General features: G+C 40.8%; 18 protein-coding genes. 4 read left to right on the top strand and 14 right to left on the bottom strand.

From position 1 onward, the window contains the following. Window positions 1–98 precede the first annotated feature (98 nt). Window positions 99–1,070, bottom strand: coding sequence for a sodium-dependent bicarbonate transport family permease (locus EHR06_RS13595; RefSeq protein ID WP_135757488.1), 972 nt, complete (start codon window positions 1,068–1,070; stop codon window positions 99–101). A gap of 522 nt (window positions 1,071–1,592) precedes the next feature. Here EHR06_RS13595 and EHR06_RS13590 point away from each other — a divergent pair. Then, window positions 1,593–3,230 (top strand): helix-turn-helix domain-containing protein, encoded by a 1,638-nt coding sequence (locus EHR06_RS13590; RefSeq protein WP_135757487.1) that lies wholly within the window; start codon window positions 1,593–1,595, stop codon window positions 3,228–3,230. Here the strand turns inward: EHR06_RS13590 and ychF are convergent. The 3 genes from ychF to EHR06_RS13575 all read right to left on the bottom strand — a co-directional run bounded on the left by ychF (window position 3,227) and on the right by EHR06_RS13575 (window position 6,025). After that, complete coding sequence (gene ychF / locus EHR06_RS13585; RefSeq protein WP_135757486.1) at window positions 3,227–4,324, bottom strand: redox-regulated ATPase YchF; 1,098 nt, start codon at window positions 4,322–4,324, stop codon at window positions 3,227–3,229. The two genes, EHR06_RS13590 and ychF, sit on opposite strands and share 4 nt — an antisense overlap. 68 nt (window positions 4,325–4,392) lie before the next feature. Then, window positions 4,393–5,361, bottom strand: a complete 969-nt coding sequence (locus EHR06_RS13580; protein ID WP_135757485.1) for a hypothetical protein — start codon at window positions 5,359–5,361, stop codon at window positions 4,393–4,395. A gap of 4 nt (window positions 5,362–5,365) precedes the next feature. Further along, the gene (locus tag EHR06_RS13575; RefSeq protein WP_135757484.1) at window positions 5,366–6,025 is read right to left on the bottom strand and encodes a hypothetical protein; all 660 of its coding nucleotides are present in this window, start codon (window positions 6,023–6,025) and stop codon (window positions 5,366–5,368) included. A gap of 101 nt (window positions 6,026–6,126) precedes the next feature. Between EHR06_RS13575 and EHR06_RS13570 the strand changes: the two genes are divergently transcribed. Both EHR06_RS13570 and EHR06_RS13565 read left to right on the top strand, forming a co-directional pair. Continuing rightward, a complete protein-coding gene (locus EHR06_RS13570; protein ID WP_135757483.1) occupies window positions 6,127–7,035 on the top strand; it encodes a UbiA-like polyprenyltransferase in 909 nt (302 codons plus the stop codon). Between the two features lies 1 nt (window position 7,036). Further along, on the top strand, window positions 7,037–7,660 hold the full coding sequence (locus tag EHR06_RS13565) for a UbiX family flavin prenyltransferase (RefSeq protein WP_135757482.1): 624 nt from the start codon (window positions 7,037–7,039) through the stop codon (window positions 7,658–7,660). Between the two features lie 61 nt (window positions 7,661–7,721). On the opposite strand, the gene EHR06_RS13560 is transcribed toward EHR06_RS13565, so the two are convergent. The 4 genes from EHR06_RS13560 to EHR06_RS13545 are packed head-to-tail and all read right to left on the bottom strand — an operon-like array spanning window position 7,722 to window position 10,641. Further along, window positions 7,722–8,405, bottom strand: a complete 684-nt coding sequence (locus EHR06_RS13560) for a hypothetical protein (RefSeq protein ID WP_135757481.1) — start codon at window positions 8,403–8,405, stop codon at window positions 7,722–7,724. 40 nt (window positions 8,406–8,445) lie between these two features. Beyond that, a complete protein-coding gene (locus EHR06_RS13555; protein WP_135757480.1) occupies window positions 8,446–9,492 on the bottom strand; it encodes an Mrp/NBP35 family ATP-binding protein in 1,047 nt (348 codons plus the stop codon). Then, window positions 9,482–10,384 (bottom strand): metallophosphoesterase family protein, encoded by a 903-nt coding sequence (locus EHR06_RS13550; protein WP_135757479.1) that lies wholly within the window; start codon window positions 10,382–10,384, stop codon window positions 9,482–9,484. Before EHR06_RS13550 ends, EHR06_RS13555 begins: the two co-directional genes overlap by 11 nt. Then, a complete protein-coding gene (locus EHR06_RS13545) occupies window positions 10,381–10,641 on the bottom strand; it encodes a lipoyl domain-containing protein (protein ID WP_135757478.1) in 261 nt (86 codons plus the stop codon). Before EHR06_RS13545 ends, EHR06_RS13550 begins: the two co-directional genes overlap by 4 nt. A gap of 69 nt (window positions 10,642–10,710) precedes the next feature. Here EHR06_RS13545 and EHR06_RS13540 point away from each other — a divergent pair, with 69 nt between their 5' ends. Continuing rightward, window positions 10,711–11,544: a hypothetical protein gene (locus EHR06_RS13540; protein ID WP_008590606.1), complete on the top strand. Its 834-nt coding sequence runs from the start codon at window positions 10,711–10,713 to the stop codon at window positions 11,542–11,544. Window positions 11,545–11,601: 57 nt separating this feature from the next. Here the strand turns inward: EHR06_RS13540 and hslU are convergent, their stop codons facing one another. From hslU to EHR06_RS13510, 6 genes are read right to left on the bottom strand one after another with little or no spacing between them, the layout of a single operon-like run. Beyond that, window positions 11,602–13,038, bottom strand: coding sequence for an ATP-dependent protease ATPase subunit HslU (gene hslU, locus EHR06_RS13535; RefSeq protein ID WP_135757477.1), 1,437 nt, complete (start codon window positions 13,036–13,038; stop codon window positions 11,602–11,604). Beyond that, a complete protein-coding gene (gene hslV, locus EHR06_RS13530) occupies window positions 13,035–13,592 on the bottom strand; it encodes an ATP-dependent protease subunit HslV (RefSeq protein ID WP_425269081.1) in 558 nt (185 codons plus the stop codon). Before hslV ends, hslU begins: the two co-directional genes overlap by 4 nt. After that, complete coding sequence (locus EHR06_RS13525) at window positions 13,567–14,520, bottom strand: tyrosine recombinase XerC (protein ID WP_135757476.1); 954 nt, start codon at window positions 14,518–14,520, stop codon at window positions 13,567–13,569. The genes hslV and EHR06_RS13525 overlap by 26 nt, the downstream gene beginning before the upstream one ends. Before the next feature lie 49 nt (window positions 14,521–14,569). Further along, a complete protein-coding gene (pth, locus tag EHR06_RS13520; protein ID WP_100711700.1) occupies window positions 14,570–15,139 on the bottom strand; it encodes an aminoacyl-tRNA hydrolase in 570 nt (189 codons plus the stop codon). Further along, window positions 15,127–16,677 carry a (R)-citramalate synthase CimA gene (gene cimA, locus EHR06_RS13515; RefSeq protein ID WP_135757475.1) on the bottom strand — a complete coding sequence of 517 codons (1,551 nt, stop codon included), beginning with the start codon at window positions 16,675–16,677 and terminating at the stop codon, window positions 15,127–15,129. The genes pth and cimA overlap by 13 nt, the downstream gene beginning before the upstream one ends. Further along, complete coding sequence (locus EHR06_RS13510; protein ID WP_086448669.1) at window positions 16,678–16,995, bottom strand: Smr/MutS family protein; 318 nt, start codon at window positions 16,993–16,995, stop codon at window positions 16,678–16,680. Window positions 16,996–17,110 lie beyond the last annotated feature (115 nt).

Raw genomic sequence — 17,110 nt, 5'->3', positions numbered from 1 at the left:
TCGAAGTTTTAGTTCGGATTTTGTCCAAAGAATTTTACATTTTTTGTATTAAGCAAAAATAATCCCTCCGAGAGTTCGTCCCGGAGGGGGAAAATACCCTACATGATAGCTTTAACTAAGTAGTGATACAATGGGATCCCGAGGACGATATTGATCGGGAATACGATGGATAATGCTACCGTGAGGTAGATACTCGGATTCGCTTCCGGGATCATATCCTTCATTGCCGCAGGAACAGCGATATAGGAAGCAGAAGCGCAAAGAACTACGAACATCAATGCGTCTCCTTCCGGCATACCGATCACTTTAGTAAGAATGAGTCCTACTCCTGCGTTGATGATCATTAACAGGATCGCTGCAGCGATTAAAAAGAATCCTACATGAGTAAGTTCTTTGAATCTTTTGGCTGCGGAGATTCCCATATCCAAAAGGAAGAATGTTAGGATCCCTTTGAATAGATCTTCGGTAAATGGTTTCTCAGCATTCCAGCCGCTGTCTCCAGTCAAATAACCTACGATCAAGGCACCTACTAAAAGGTAGATAGAAGATCCGAATAATGCTTCATGAAGAAGAGCCTTCCAATTGATGGATCCGCCGCCGTTCGCCTTGTTCTTAGAAAGTCTGTCTAGGATAACTGCGATAACGATCGCTGGAGATTCCATTAGAGCCATACCTGCTACGATAAAACCGCCGTATTCAACGTTAAGATTATGAAGATATGCACCTGCAGTTACGAATGTTACCGCGCTGATGGATCCGAATGATCCCGCTAAAGCAGCAGCATTATGCTTCTCTAACTTGATCTTCAGAATATAATATGCATAGATTGGGACCAAAGTGGCCATTACGCTACATGCGAGTAAGGTCAATGCATGTTCGGCACTAAAAGGGGTCTTGTAAAGCTCGTGACCTCCTTTGAATCCGATTGCGAAAAGTAGATACATCGAAAAGAATTTCGATAAAGCCTCAGGGATCACCAAATCCGATTTGAAGATGATGACTCCCATTCCTAAAAAGAAGAACAATACCGGTGGGTTAAGTATGTTCTGTATAATCGCCGAATCTGCCATTTGGTTTTTCTCCTCGGGTTTTGTGTCCAGGTTTCCCGACTTTTTTGTTCCATTCCTTAATAAGGGACGAACTTATATAATACAAGACCTTCCAAACTTATAAAATTGGACACTAAAAAATTCTGATTTAGTAAAAAATTTCTAAGATTTAAACCTTTGGACTTCATGTGCTGAAATTATCAGCACATGATTTGGATTTTGAATAGATAATGACAGCCTGGCATCATACTTTAGGACTATTTTGTAAAAAGAGATATGGTTAGTATTTCTTCCGAACTCCTATAAAAATAAATTCAAAATCTCCCCATTTTCTGCTTCCTTTTTGTTTTTGAAAGTTACCTTAAAGCTGAGGAATCCAAAATTCCAAGATTATAAATTTAGATATGTGAGTTTAGATTTTTGGAATTTCTTATAATTTTGAACGAAATTCGACCTAAGTATTATTTTCAGTAAAAAATAGGATGACTGGGGAAAAATACCTGGTATCCTACCTGGAAAGGGATTCACTGGTATTAGGCTTAAATGAAACAATCCAGTTATAGAATCCGAAATCCATTCTCCTCTAATATCTATTTTCGATTTCTGATTTTATTCTTCTTGGGTGTTACCGGTACCGGAGCAAATTTAAGCGCGGCGCCTACTCTTCCCACTGCGGATATCATTCGACTGAACCCTTCTTCCCCTGTAGAAAATATCAGTTCAAAAATGGAATACAGATACAGAGGATACCAGTACCGACATTGTAAACCGGAAACGATCTCCTCTCTCCATCAGCTGGAATGGCATCATAATACCGGGAATGTACTACGTTTAAAAAGAAGCCAATCCGGAAATTGGCTCAGATTCAGGCTTGCAAATGATGGAAAAGAGCAACTTCACAGGACCTTGGCATTACTTTGGTTAAATGTTCCGGATGCGGAACTTTGCTCCGTGGATTCCAAGGGAAATTTTGAGGCAGGATTTGCAGGTTACGATCTGGATCCGATCTGGAACGATTTTATTTCTCCACTTCCCCATTTTAATATACGTTTAGAGCCTAAGGAAGAAAGGACCTTCTACCTTTACGTATTATCTAACGAGGACATTAATTATCCGGTTCGATTATTATCGGAAGATGATTATATGGTAATCGTAAGACTTAGGTCAGTTCTATTTTTGAGCGTAGGATTCGTGTTGTTTTTGGCCTTTGGTTATAATTTATATCTGTATTTTAAATCCAGAAAAGTTTTGTTTTTGGCCTTGCCTCTGCACTTAACCGCCGTGGCAGCCACACTCTATTTTCTACATGGTAAAGAATTCGCATCCATCGTAGGAAATGAAAACAATCTATTTCGTCATAATTATTTCCTATTTTTGGGGATCACACATATAGTCTTCTTCTTCTATTTGGCCGCTTGGAATAAGGAAAATTCGGGTGTGGTCTATAGATCTCCATTCTTCTGGCTGGTATGTTTTGCGGGGATCTTATATCCTTTGATACCGCTTTACCAATTCTGGTACGATCATAGGATCTTGGTTTTAGTACTGAATTACGGATGTATGTTATTCTATTTCGGAAAGACCCATATTTCTTCCATACGGAATAATACAGTCTATGAAATGTTCTTTATCTCCGTTTGGGGAATTTTCCTCCTTCTGGATCTATACAAAACAATTTTCCATTTCGACTTCTATCCTTATAATAGAATGGCTGTGTTTGGAGTATTGTATTACCTGCCTCCTCTCACTGTATTCGTATCCTTATTATCCAGAGAGATATTGAGAAGAAAAGAAGAAGAAGGTTCCAATCGTAAAACCCATCTTTCTTCCTTGGATGTGAAAGATTTTGTACTTAAGATAGAATCCTTATTGGAAAAAGAAAAAATTTATCTGACCAAGTCTTTAAAAGAAGAACATATGGCAAAAGAACTTGGGATCACGATCCATCAGCTTTCAGAGTTGATCAATACCGAATTCAAAACAAATTTCCCATCTCTAATCAATCAATATAGAGTAGAAGAAGCTAAAATTTTATTGAATGAGTTCCCGGATGAGAACACGACAGAGATAGGTGCAAAAGCAGGATTTAGTTCCAGATCGGCATTCTATTTGGAATTCAAAAAATTAACAGGAACCAATCCGAATTCTTATCGTAAAGAAAGCAGCGGCAAACGTGCTTAAGCGTTTACTCTAAAGAAAATAACGTCTCCGTCTTGGACGATATATTCTTTTCCTTCTATCCTGAGTTTACCCTCTTCTTTTACTTTGTTCGGGCTTCCTGTTCTGTCCAGGTCTTCGAATTTCATTACTTCCGCTCGAACGAAACCTTTTTCAAAGTCTGAATGGATTACGGAAGCGGCGATCGGTCCGGTGCTTCCCACACCTGTGGTCCAGGCTCTTGCTTCCACTTCGCCGGCTGTGAAGAATGTTACAAGTCCCAGAAGTTTATAGGCAGCTTGGATCATTCTATCAAGTCCGCTGCTTGTTTCTCCGATCTCACTTAAGAATTCTAATTGTTCTTCTTTACTTAGGCCCGAAATTTCTTCTTCGAATTTTCCGCAGAGAGTAACTACTTCCGCTCCTTCTGCCTGGGCCATTTTTTTTACGGATTCAACGATCGGATTTTCTTTCGCGATCGCCGCCTTATCGGTGATATTTGCCACATACAAAACCGGTTTGGAAGTGATCAGGTTGAATGTTTTGACTAGCTTTTGTTCTTCCGGTTTGATATCAGCAAGCCTTGCCGGTTTTCCTTCTTTCAAAACGGCCATGATCTTATCTAAAACGGCAGAGGCTTCTTGCGCTTCTTTATTTCCTGCTTTCGCGTTCCTGGAAATTTTTTGGTACTGTTTTTCAACCGATTCCAAATCCGCAAAAATAAGTTCCATTGTAACTACTTGAGCGTCTTCTACCGGATCGATTTTGCCGTGAACATGGGTGATATTCTCGTCTTCGAATGCACGTACCACATGGCAGATCGCGTCTACTTCGCGGATATGAGAAAGAAATTTATTTCCAAGGCCTTCCCCTTGGCTTGCACCTTTTACAAGTCCTGCTATATCCACAAATTCCATGATTGCGGGAATTTTCTTTTGGGGTTTATAAAGTTCTACGAGCCTGTCCAGTCTTATATCCGGAACTTCTACAATTCCCTTGTTCGGTTCGATCGTACAAAACGGATAGTTTTGCATTTCGGCACCGGCCTTGGTCAATGCGTTAAATATGGTTGATTTTCCTACGTTTGGAAGTCCTACGATCCCGCAATTCAAGCTCATACAGTCAATTTTTGGAAGAAAGAGAATCTGTAAATTCGTTTAGATTTACAGAATAGAATAAGAAGTTTTTATTCCAGGATCCAGGACTTATTGGATTCTTTGGAATTTAAGGTCTGGACTTCTTCGTTGATCCGGATCAGTCTTCCGTTCCTAAAAAATAACTCTAAAACGCTGATCTTTAAAGAATCAGGAGTTGCTCCACATCCGAAACTATACTCTCCATTAAAAAAACGCAAAGCCCTTGGAGAAGATAGTAGAACGATAGAAGGTAAAGTGTCAGAAAGTTCCTTTTTGAAATTAGACAATCCTTCTGCGATCGGATTCGGATCTTCTTTCGGTTTTTCGCTCGGATCTTGTGCGAGTAAAAAATGAAATATTTGGGATTCGAAAGTTTTAGAGAATTGGGTTTTAAAATCCGCAATCCAGGAAGATTGATTTTTTTCATCAGCTTGTAATGATTCTGGAGAAGGAGAATAGAATACAAAGTTAAGTCCACCTTCTTCTTTAATCGTTAAAATTCCAGGTGGAATTACCGGTTGGGCTTTGGCGGAAAGTTTTGCTGCCTTCTTCTTACCTTTTTTCTTTTTGGAAACTTTCGGTTCCGCAGCAGGTTTCTTTTTTTTCTTTATAACCTTCTTCTTTTTAACTTTTTTATTAGAAGGTCCAGTAATTTCCTTTTTAGGAACAACAGAATGATGACCAGTGAATATGATCTCTGCCCCGAGACTTTTTTTTAGTCTTTCAATTTCGTCCGAGGTTTTAGGCAAATAAGGAGCGGAGACGAGTAAAATTGCTCCTCCACCTTCTTGGGTCTTTTGTTGTTTATACCTTTTATACCAAAGGCCCAAGGTTCTTTCGAAATCAAATGGAGTTTCTTTCTCAGACTGCAAAGGGCAATACACCACAAGTCCTATCGGAGAATCTTTTCTTTCCGTAGGAGAAGACTGGGTCTGTAAAGAAGGTCCTAAAAGAACTAGGCCAATTAAAAGAATCAGCGCACCTAGTTTTTTGATCTCGAATTTCGGGATAAAATTCATTTGATTAAGAGTATTGAAAAACTTCTTTTCTTAAATTTTGAAAGTACTTTTGGAAAAGTTTTTGTTCTTTTTCCCTAAATTCTAATGTTCTGGATCCGAATTTAGGATCCATTTCGGAAAGTTTAGAATCCATTTCAGAAAGATGTGACTCTTCTTCTTTGATGATCCCTTTTATGGAAATTCCGATATTCTTTTGGTCCAAAATCTGGTCGTATGTTTCGTAGACCAGACCTGCTCTTTCTTCTATTAATTTTGTTACATATAGATAGCAGAGAAATGATTTAGTATGTTTTGGAAAATTTTCCGATCCAAAGGATCTCTCCACGGAAAGGTCTAATTTTTGGAAATAGGAAATTGCGGAGAATCCACAGAGTAAAGAATCCTTTTCGAAGTTTTGAGTTGCTTCAGGTTTTACTTTTAATGCTAATTTTTTAAAATAAGCTGCATGTCTTGCTTCTTCGGAAGCATGTCTTAAAACCATTTCGGAGAGCGACGGCCCCGATTGGCTTGTATGGATCTTACGAGAACCGATATGTTCCAAAAGTGAAAGTGTATTTAACCATTTAAAATGTAGTTCGGTAGAAGATACTATCTCTGTTAATAGAGAATCAATTTCCTCGGAAGAAACGTTTGGATTTGGCTTGGTATCCGTATTTTGGATCATAGATACGAGGATTTCTTCGGGAGGTCAAAAAATCATCCATTTTCGTTTTGGTCCTAAAAAATCTGCTTTCTAACTAACAGTATTCTATAAGACTTCCTCTGATGGCTTCCAATACTCTTGCTGCTCTAGGCAAATACGGTCGTTTTATAAAATTCTCCCATACTTTATTCGCTCTTCCATTTGCGGGGATTGCATTCGTTCTCGCGATCTTACAAGAACCTGCACTTTCACTTTCCGTTATAGGTCAAAAATTGATTTGGATCTTAGTCTGTATGGTGGGTGCAAGAAGTTCTGCCATGGGATTTAATAGATGGGCGGATCGTAAGATCGACGCTAAAAATCCGAGAACTGCTAATAGAGAGATCCCTAGCGGTCAGATCTCGGATTTTATGGCGGTGATATTTATCATAGGAGCTTCTTTAGTATTTTTTATAGGGAGTTGGTTCTTAAATCCACTTTCCTTTTATCTTTCTTTCCCTACTCTATTTCTTCTATTAACTTATTCTTATACAAAACGTTTTACTTTTTTATGCCATTTTTATCTGGGATTGACGATCGGACTTGCTCCTCTTGCAACTTGGATCGCTATCAGAGAAGAATTTTCCTGGATCGCAGGATTTTGGACTTTGGGGTTGGCATTCAATCTGGCAGGATTCGATATTTTGTATGCTCTACAGGATAGGGAATTTGATAAAAAAGAAGGACTACATTCTGTTCCTGTTCGTTTTGGAGAAAAAAATTCTTTTATAATATCAAGAATTTCTCATATTCTTTCTATTTCCTTTCTGGCAGTTGCAGCCTGGTATGCAGGTTTCCAGGGTGCTTTCTGGGCGTTTTTAATATTTGTAGCATATTTACTTTTTAGAGAACAAAAGATTGCTTCCGAGAACAAGGACGGAAATTTTCCGCCTGGCTTTTATCAGATCCATTCTTGGATCTCTCTTGTGATCTTTTTAGGAATTCTGGCGGAGAAGGGCCTGAGCCTAGTTTCTTTATTTTCCAGGTTATAAGATGAACGAGGATAAACCGTTAAGACTGGTACTTGCAATGGCTGGGGCAAGCGGTTCCATTTATGCTGCCAGATTTTTAAAAGCACTTATGGAAATTCCGGGAGAAACTTGGTTCGTTCCAAGCCCGGCTGCTATTCGAGTTTTTAAAGAAGAATATGAGGCAAATGTTCAAACAGGAGAAGATGTCCTGGAGTTTGTACGTAAAAAATGGGATCCTAAACAAAATCATAAATTCCATCTCAGGAAATTCGAAGATATAGGAGCTGATATTGCTTCCGGTTCTAATATTTGGGATGGGATGGTTGTACTACCCTGCTCTATGAAAACCGTTGCTGCAATTCGTACAGGTATCACTGAAAATTTAATTGAAAGAGCGGCTGACGTAACCTTAAAGGAAAGAAGAAAGCTGATCTTAGTTCCCAGGGAAACTCCTTATAATCGGATCCATTTGGAGAATATGTTAGCTCTTCATGATGCAGGTGCGATCATCGCTCCTGCTTCTCCCGGTTTTTACCAAATGCCTCAAAGTTTAGAAGACCTGGGAGATTTTATGGCTACTAGGATTTTCAGGCTTTTAGGAAGAGAGTTAGATCTATATCCACGCTGGAGCCCGGAAAAAGACTAAAAAGTGAAAGGCAGGAAATAAAGAAACATCCGGGACCGAGAGGCCCCGAATTTTTTAAGGATTAAACTGCTTCTATTGCTTGGATCTTTTTATTCAGATCGGAAGCATCTTCATATCTTTCGTAAGAGATAGCGTTGAATTTTTGGAGATATAATCCGACTAATTCTTCTCCGGTTTGGCCTGGAACTTCTAGAGCCTTGCGGAAATTATGAAGATCGAACTCAGGGTGTTTTCCGGAAAAAGTTTCTACCAGTCTTTCCATATGGAGAAGAGAAGCCTCTCTCGCGATCCCGCTGGAACGTCTCACTTTTAAAGAAAGATTTGCTAAGGCATCCAGATAATCTCTAACACCTTCCGGTTCTTTTTCTTGAACAGGGAAAGATCCACCTTCTCTATTCTTACATAGTTCTACGTATCGAATGACTACGTTCTCAAAATGATCCATTCTTTCTTTGATATAAGAATTGGAGTCTTCTTGGCCTGCCGGCATTTCGAAGTCTTTGATCTTTACCACATCATACTTGTCGTAATGATCTGTGATGATCCTTTTTAGATCTTCGTAACTGTCCAGGGAGACAGGAGGAAATGTTACAACAGGAAAGTTCTCTCCGATCCGGAGGAAACTAACCACTACGTTGGAAGCGATAATTTTACCGCCCGGAAACAGCGGGTTTTCTCCAACAACGTTGCAATATACTATGAGGTTTCCGGATGGATTCTTCTCTGTGCCTTTTTCGAACTTCACGGTGTGCCTCCCTCTGTACTAACTGACTGGCCCCAGAGTATTATTCCCACTTTTTTATCTCTTCAGCCAGGTTTTGGAGTATGTTTTTATAGGATTTTGCGATAATTCCCTCTGGTTCTTGAAAAACCAGCGGTTTTCCAGCTTCTCCAGCGCTCATTACATCCATAGTAAGTGGGACCCCTCCCAGGAATTTTGTATCGGCAGAATCAGCTAATTTTTGACCTCCGCCCTTGGAAAAAATCGCGGAAGCATGTCCACAATTTGGACACACAAATTCACTCATATTCTCCACTACACCTAGTATCGGTACTTTGACTTGTTGGAACATGGATGCGGCTCTATTTGCATCTAAAAGTGCTACTGTTTGTGGTGTGGTCACCAAAATTGCACCGTCTAAATCTATGAGCTGAGCAAGAGATAATTGTACGTCTCCTGTTCCCGGTGGAAGATCTATGAATAAGAAGTCTAGTTCTCCCCAGACGATATCGTATAAAAATTGTTCCACTGCTTTTCCAAGCATTGGCCCCCGCCATACTACAGGTTGTTTCTCTTCTATTAAAAAGGAGAAGGAGATGATCTTCAGCCCGTCTTTTTCTAATGGATAAATTTTATCTTCTTCCGCTTTGAGAGCGACCTTGCCGTTTACTCCGAACATTTTTCCGATAGAAGGTCCGTAGATATCCGCATCCATCACTCCCACTTTGTATCCCATCGCAGCTGCTGCAGATGCAAGGTTTACCGTGACTGTGGATTTTCCTACCCCGCCTTTTCCGGAACCGATCGCGATTACCTTTTTGACCCCGAGGATCTTATTGGAATCATCCAAGGCCATTTTAGGATCTACTTCGAACTTGATCTTTACTTTTCCGACTCCTTCTTTTTTAGAAAGTGTCTGACGGATCTGTGCTTCTAATCCGATCTGTACCCTTCTGTCCTGACTAGGAGTTTTGACTAGGATACTTGTTTCTTCTTCTCCTATTTCAAGAGAACCGATCATTCCTAGAGACACTATGTCTTTTTTTAGTTCCGGATGTTTGATCTTTGTGAGTTCTCTTTGGATATCGATTGGTTGGAGTTTACCGGCCATTTGTTTCCTTTTCTTGGTATGAGATCGTTTGTGTTTCTGTGAATTCACCTTCTTCATTAGAAAAAGAGAATCTTTTGATATTTAATTCCGTTTTGTTCCATTCCATCAGATGGAAACCGCTTTGGTGTTTTTGGTCTGAGATCCTTGTACTGGATGCGGAATTGATCACATAGTATGGTTTTTGTGGATCCGGATATTTGACCCAGTTCGTATGTACATGACCGTGCAAATAGGCTAAAGGTGGCCTTTTTTTCAGAATTTCCGCGATTTCTTCCCTGTTTTTCATTTTATGACCGGAGCTTTCCTGGCGTTCCGGAGGATTCCAGATGGGATGATGGCAGATCAGAATGTACTGATCCAGTTTTTCTTTTTCCAAATATTCCAATGTAGAATGTACTATTTCTTCCCCTACGTATCCGTATGCGTTTAATACGGAGAGTGGCATATTAGAGTCCCAGCCTACGAGAGCTAGTTTTCCTATTTTTTTGATCCGAAGATAGCCGTTTTGAAGTGGGATACTTTCTCCCATCCAAGGAGAGAAAAATTTTTCGTAATAAGGAAGATCTGATCCTTTTTTTCCTGCGGCTAGATCCGTATAACGATCATGATTTCCTGGGATCATGAATGTTTTGTCGCCGAGTACGGGCTCTAGGATCTTTTTGGACTCGTCGTATTCTTTCCAATGAGATACGTTTGTGATGTCTCCGGAGATAACGATCGCATCCGGATTGAGGGATTTTACTTTTCGAACGATTGCATTCCAGAGAGAGATCGGATATTTTTTCCTACGCCGAAAGGTATAGTTTAAATATCCCGGGATCATCTTGCCCTTCAGACTAGTGAAAGGAAGTTCTACGGGAAAATGCAGGTCCGATAAATGGACCAATTTCACTCGGAAACATTCCTCCGGATCATTCCCAAAATTTCTCCTTTTTTGATGATGGAACCTTTCTCTCTGTCGATTCTCGCTAATATTCCGTTAATCGGTGATTCCATCGGAAAGGAAGCTTTGTCTGTGACTAATTCGCAGACTTCCGAACCTTCATTGATCCTGTCTCCCAACTGAAAATTCCATCGAACTAGTTCGATTTTGTCGGTGTCTCCCAAGTCGGGAGTGATCAGTTCGAAATCTTCGGTTTTTGATGCCATCTCTCTAAAACCAGCTTGCCGTATAGAGTCCACAAGCCAACCTGTACTAAATTTTCTAAGTTCCCTCCTATGGCAAACCAGAAATCTGTCCTCAAAGGGGCTCAAATCCTCCAAAATATAGAAGAACTCAAACAGAGAAGATTCTTCCATTTAGAACTGAAAGGTCTAACTAAACCTACCAGAGATATTCTTTCCGAACTCGTTAACGGTCTTTTAGAAGAGATCGGTGCCAACCCTCTCGCTGCATTTCATCTATTCAGCGGACTGATGGAGGCATTATTAAACGCGATCAAAGGTAATATCCGTCATATTATTTTCAGAGATGAACTTCTGAAAAAAATAGAAAGGCTTGGTGAGACCCAAGAAGAAGCGGAAGAACTGCTTGAGATCATCATGGATACTTCTCCTCTCCGGGACGCGATGCATCGATATGTGGTTCCGGATAAGATCAAACGACAGGTACAGAGCATTCTTCAATTAGAAGATAGGATCCGTGCTAAAAAACAGATCTTAAAAGACGAAGAGAAGGAATTCCTCACCGATATCCGTTATAAACTTAAGAAAAACAGAATGCGAATTTCTGTTAAGATCAAGATCACCAAAGACGAACTGAATTTCAGGATCCGTAACGATTCTCCGATCCATAATATGGATTTTGGAAGGATAGAGGAATCCCGTATTCGTCATAAGGAATTGTTCGACCAAGGAAATTCCGCCGACTTCTTCCGTCCTGAATTTTTGGACGAAAAAGAAAGTGCGGGTTTCGGGATCGCGATGATCGACGAAGGTTATTATACTATGGGTCTGAATCCTTTGGATCTTCTGACCATTACATCCGGTAGCAGAACTACCACTGTGTATATGAGATATCCTTTAACTGCTCTTCGCGAAATGGCGTTTTAGAGACGCGGAGTCGCAGAGCTTTCTTGCCTCTTTAACTCTGTGTTCTCCGTGCGAACTTTATAAAATGTAACGGCTTAGGTCTTTATCTTCTACGATCCCTTTAAGTTTGGATTCGACTGCTTTTTTGTCTATGGTCAGGCTTCGCTGGTCTTCCGGTAAATCCGGGCCTTCGAAGCTTAGATCTTCTAAGAGTCTTTCCATGATGGTGTTTAGCCTGCGAGCGCCTATATTTTCATGTTTTTCATTCATGTCATAGGCCATCTTCGCGATCTCTTTGATCCCATCCGGTGCGAAGTCTATTTTGATCCCATCTGTTTCGAGTAATGCCTGGTATTGTTTGACTAGAGAAGATCTAGGAGCGGTTAAGATCTTTTCGAAATCTTCCATGGATAATTTTTCGAGCTCTACTCGGATCGGAAAACGTCCCTGTAATTCTGGGATAAGATCGGAAGGTTTAGACATATGGAATGCACCCGCCGCGATAAACAGAATATGATCCGTTACGATCGGGCCGATCTTAGTGTTTACAGTTGCACCTTCTACGATTGGAAGTAAGTCTCTTTGTACTCCCTCTCTAGAAACATCCGCGCCTGCTCTACCTTCTCTGCTTGCGATCTTGTCTATTTCGTCTAAGAAAACTATGCCCATTTCTTCTACACGTTTTTGGGCTTCTCTTTGTACCTTGTCCGGATCTAAAAGTTTTTCTGCTTCCGCTTCTTCTAAAACTTTGAGCGCTTCGGTGATAGGTAATTTTCTTTTTTTCTGTTTTTTAGGCATTAGATCGCCTAAAACATTTTGGATATGATTGTCTAGATCTTCCATATTCCCTGCGCCGAATACTTGCAGCATAGGAAGTCCCTGCGGGCCTGCCTGTGGAATATCTATCTCTATAATTTGTTCGTTCAGTTTTCCGGTTTTTAGTTTTTTTCTCATGGTCTCACGAGTTTCGGAAAATCTTTTCTCTCTCTCTTCTTCCGCTTCGTTTGTGGAAAATCCTATAGAAGGTGGATGAGGATCTGCGATGGAAGTTTTGGCCGGAAATGGAAGTAGTATATCCAACAGAGCTTCTTCCGCTCTTTCTTTGGCTTTTGCCTCTACTTCTTTTCTGAATTCTTGTTTCACTAAATTCAGAGAAACCATTGCAAGATCTCTAATAATACTTTCTACGTCTCTGCCTACGTAACCTACTTCCGTAAATTTCGTACTTTCTACTTTTAAGAAGGGAGCGCCGCATAGTTTGGAAAGTCTTCTTGCGATCTCCGTTTTTCCCACTCCTGTGGGCCCGATCATGATTATATTTTTAGGATAAATCTCCTCTCTTAATTCAGGATCTAGTTTTCTGCGTCTTGTCCTGTTTCGAAGTGCGATCGCAACCGCTTTTTTGGCGTTCTTTTGTCCTATGATATGTTCGTCTAGTTTGGAAACGATCTGTCTCGGAGTGAGTTCATCATCTCCTAATTTGATCTCGCCGGTTTGGGGAAGGAATTCGCTCATTGTCCGATTTCCTCTACAATTATATTATGATTTGTGTATATACAAATATCTGCGGCTATATTCATGGCTTCTTTTACGATCTGAGAAGGTTCCAAATTTGTATGATTGTACAATGCTCTTGCTGCGGAGAGTGCATAATTCCCTCCGGAGCCGATCGCTAAAATCCCGTCATCAGGTGAGATCACATCTCCAGTTCCGGAAACTAAAAAGGATTCGTCCTTGTCGGCTACGATTAGCATTGCTTCTAATCTTCGAAGTGCTCTGTCGGATCTCCATTCTCTGGCAAGTTCGACCGCGGATCTGGAAAGACTTCCTCCGAATTCCTGCACTTTTTTTTCGAATAATTCGAATAGAGTGAATGCGTCCGCTGCGGAACCGGCAAAGCCTGAGACAATTTTATCGGAGTAAAGTTTCCTGACTTTTCTTGCGGTGTTTTTCATGACGGTGTTCCCGAAAGAAACCTGTCCGTCACCTGCGATCGCTACTTTTCCGCCTTTGCGAACGCATAGTATCGTGGTTGCATGTATTTTATTTGGATTTATCGAGTCTTGCATGTGGGTGAGCCTTTCGGTAGACCTCTTTGATCTTTTCCTTACTCACGCTCAGGTAAACCTGGGTGGTGGATAGAGAGGAATGCCCCAAAAGCTCTTGGACTGCGCGGATATCTGCGCCGGCATCGAGTAAGTCCGTTGCGAACGTATGACGGAATTTATGGGGGGTAATGGGTTTCTCCCATCCCATTCTTTTCCTTCTCTCGTTCAAAATATAACGAACCCCTCTGGTCGTCAGTTTATTTCCCTTTTGGTTCAGAAAAATTTCATCGGATCTGGGACGAAATCTAGGACGCACATCCAAGTATTCATTTAGACTTTTGATGGCTTCTTTTCCTAAATATACGTATCTTTCCTTTCTTCTTTTACCTAGGACCTTTAAGATAGTATGGTCTGCGGATAATTGTACCAGAGTCGCATCGACTAACTCGAAAACCCTGAGACCAGAAGAATATAAAACTTCTAAGATCGCTTTATCTCTGATGTTTAGTATCTCGGATGCGTTCTCATTCTCGTATTCATAATCCAAAATACTTTCGGTCTCTTCTATCCTGAAATTTTTAGGGACTTGTTTTCTCGTTTTAGGAAAACTTACAGAAAGGATAGGATTTCCAGGAACTAAATTATCTTTTAATAATACTTTGTAGAATGTCCTAAGGCTGGAGAGCTTTCTACTTTGGGTCCTTCTGTCCAATCCTTGGTTTTTAGAAAGGAATGCAAAATAAGAACGAACGTCCACGGATTCTAATTGGTAGATTTCTATCTGTTCTTGCAGGCAGAATTCGAAGAATGATTTCAGATCTAGGAGATAAGCGTTGAGAGTATTTTGGGAATAATTTTTTTCCACTCTCAGATATTCATAAAAACGAGAGGCGGCAGAATTCAGGATTTCAGAAGGAAATTGGGGAAGTTTGACCGCGTATTCGCTCACAGGTTTCTCCGAGTAAAAATCCCCGGAGAGTAAACCTATCCGGGATAGTTTATTTATCGGAGGCTTTCGAAAAAATGATCTGTCTTTCCCGGACCCAATCCTTGATTTTTTGTTTTGCCTGGTCGAATAATTCGGGTAATTTACTCATCTCTTCCTGGTTAAAATTGGATAGAACATGTCCTGCTGTGAGTGCGCTGTCTCCGGGTTTTCCCACTCCGAATCTGAGTCTGAAAAAATCGGGGGATCCTAATTTTTCGGAGATATCTTTTATCCCGTTATGACCTCCGTTCCCGCCGCTCTGTTTGAATTTGAGTTTGGAAAATGGAAAGTCCACTTCGTCATGAATGACTAGAATATTTTCGGGAGGGATCCCGTTTTTGCGGGAGAGTTCCGAAACTGCCTTTCCGGAAAGATTCATATATTCCAAAGGTTTTAGAAAATAATAAGAAACTCCTTCCTTATCCATTTTTCCTTTTTCTTCTTTGGTGGAACGATTTAGGTCTACTCCCCAATCTTTTGCAAGATCGTCCAGGACCAGAAAGCCAATATTATGACGGTTCCTTTCGTACTTTTGGCCTGGATTTCCCAGACCAACGATCATCAGTTTTAAGTTTGCCATGTAGGAAGAATTAAGTTCAGCATTTTTTCAGTGGCTAAAACGGCAGCTACCGTTTGGTCACAATGGATTCCCATGGTTTTGAAATTTTCTTCTTCATGATTTTCCAACGCTTTGTTCCAAGTGATCATTGTTTCCACGAGTGCATCCGTTTTTCCACCGGGAGGAATTCTAACTTCGTAATCTACTAATCTTGGAATAGAAAGGCCAGCTTTAGAAGCGATGCTTGTGAGAGCGGACATGAATGCGTCGTAACCTCCGTCACCTTCTCCTTCTTCCGAATATTTTTTACCATGATATTCTAATTCTAGGCTTGCTTTCGGGCGAATTCCAATCCCTGAGTTGATCTTACATCCGGTGATCTTGATTGCTTGTACACTTGAATTCCCGGAAACATCCGCGATGATAAATGGAAGATCTTCAGGTGTGATCGTTTTGTTTTGGTCGCCTAACTCGATTACCTTTTCCAAAACTTTTTTTTCTATCTCAGTAGAAAGTACTAGGCCTAGTTGTTTTAGGTTTTCGGAGATGCTCGCTTTTCCTGCAAGTTTGCCTAGAGCGTAACTTCTTCTTCTGCCAAAACGTTCCGGTAGGATTGGATTTGCGTATAAATTCCCTTTTTTGTCCCCATCAGCATGGACTCCTGCAGTTTGGGTGAATACATCTTCTCCCACTACCGGACGGTTTGCGGAGATCCTTTTTCCACTGAAAACTTCTACCAAACGACTTGCTTCTGAGATCGATTTTTCGTCCACATCTGTGCATACGCCGACTTTATCATGTAATGCAGTGATCACCGCTTCTAACGGAGAATTTCCTGCTCTTTCTCCAAGCCCATTTACGCTAACGTGTAGACCTTTTGCCCCGGCTTTTACTGCGAATAAACAGTTCGCTACGGAAAGATCGTAGTCGTTATGTCCGTGGAATTCGAAATGTAGTTCCGGATATTTTTGGGTAAGAAGAGAAATCCCGGAGAATGTTTCGTCAGGAGAAAGAACTCCCAATGTATCCGGTAGAAAAATTTTGCCTAATGGCTCTTTGGAAAGATGAGAAACAAAATCCAGAACATATTCTTTGCTGTTCAGATATCCGTTGGACCAGTCTTCCAAATAAATATTCACTTCCAGTCCATTCTTCTTAGCGTATTGGATGGTTTCGGATACTTCTTCAAAATGTTCTTTTGGAGTTTTTTTAAGCTGTCCCTCTAAATGTTTGAGAGAACCTTTTGTGAGTAGATTTAAGGTTTTGGCTCCGGAAGCAAGGATCCAATCCACACTTTTGTGAGAATCCACGAATCCCAGGATCTCGATACGTTTTTCAAGGCCTTCGGAAGTTGCCCAGGACATGATCCCGCGGACACTTTCCAATTCTCCCTGAGAGACTCGAGCGGATGCGATCTCCACTCTATCTACTTTCAGATTTTGTAATAGAAATTTTGCGATATTTAGTTTTTCGGAAGCGGAGAAACTTACACCTCTGGTCTGCTCTCCATCTCTGAGAGTTACATCTAGGATTTGGACTTTTGGTCTTGTGTTTCCCATTTATTTTAAGTACTTTTTTAGATCTTCCGAGGATGGGCCCATGATCTCCACAAGTGTGGAGCCCGGGTTATTTGCCAGGTGAAGTCCCCCATCTTCTAAAATTTTTAGAAAGGAATGTTCTCGGATATAGTCGTCGGTCATTTTTTTCAAAATCCCCTCGCCTATCCCGTGTACAACTTCTACCAGGGTTTCGCCCTTCATGAATGCGGCTTGGATTTCCCGGTCCAGGAGCCGATATGCCTCTTCATATCTCATTTTACGGATATAAATCGACTTGGGACCTTTCCGGTTTCCATCCGAATGTTTCCCTCTCGCCATTCTAAGACCATCCTAGGCGGACCTTTTCTCTCGAAAACAAAGAAATTGGATTTTTGCTTTCCCTTTAGAAGCCCCATGTTAGAGTTTTCCTTTCCCAAAATGTTAAGAAGGAATC

The organism is Leptospira dzoumogneensis, assembly GCF_004770895.1.
Classification (GTDB): Bacteria; Spirochaetota; Leptospiria; order Leptospirales; family Leptospiraceae; genus Leptospira_B; species Leptospira_B dzoumogneensis.
Note: the sequence above shows the minus strand (reverse complement) of the source record. Positions and strands in the feature narration are given on the sequence as shown.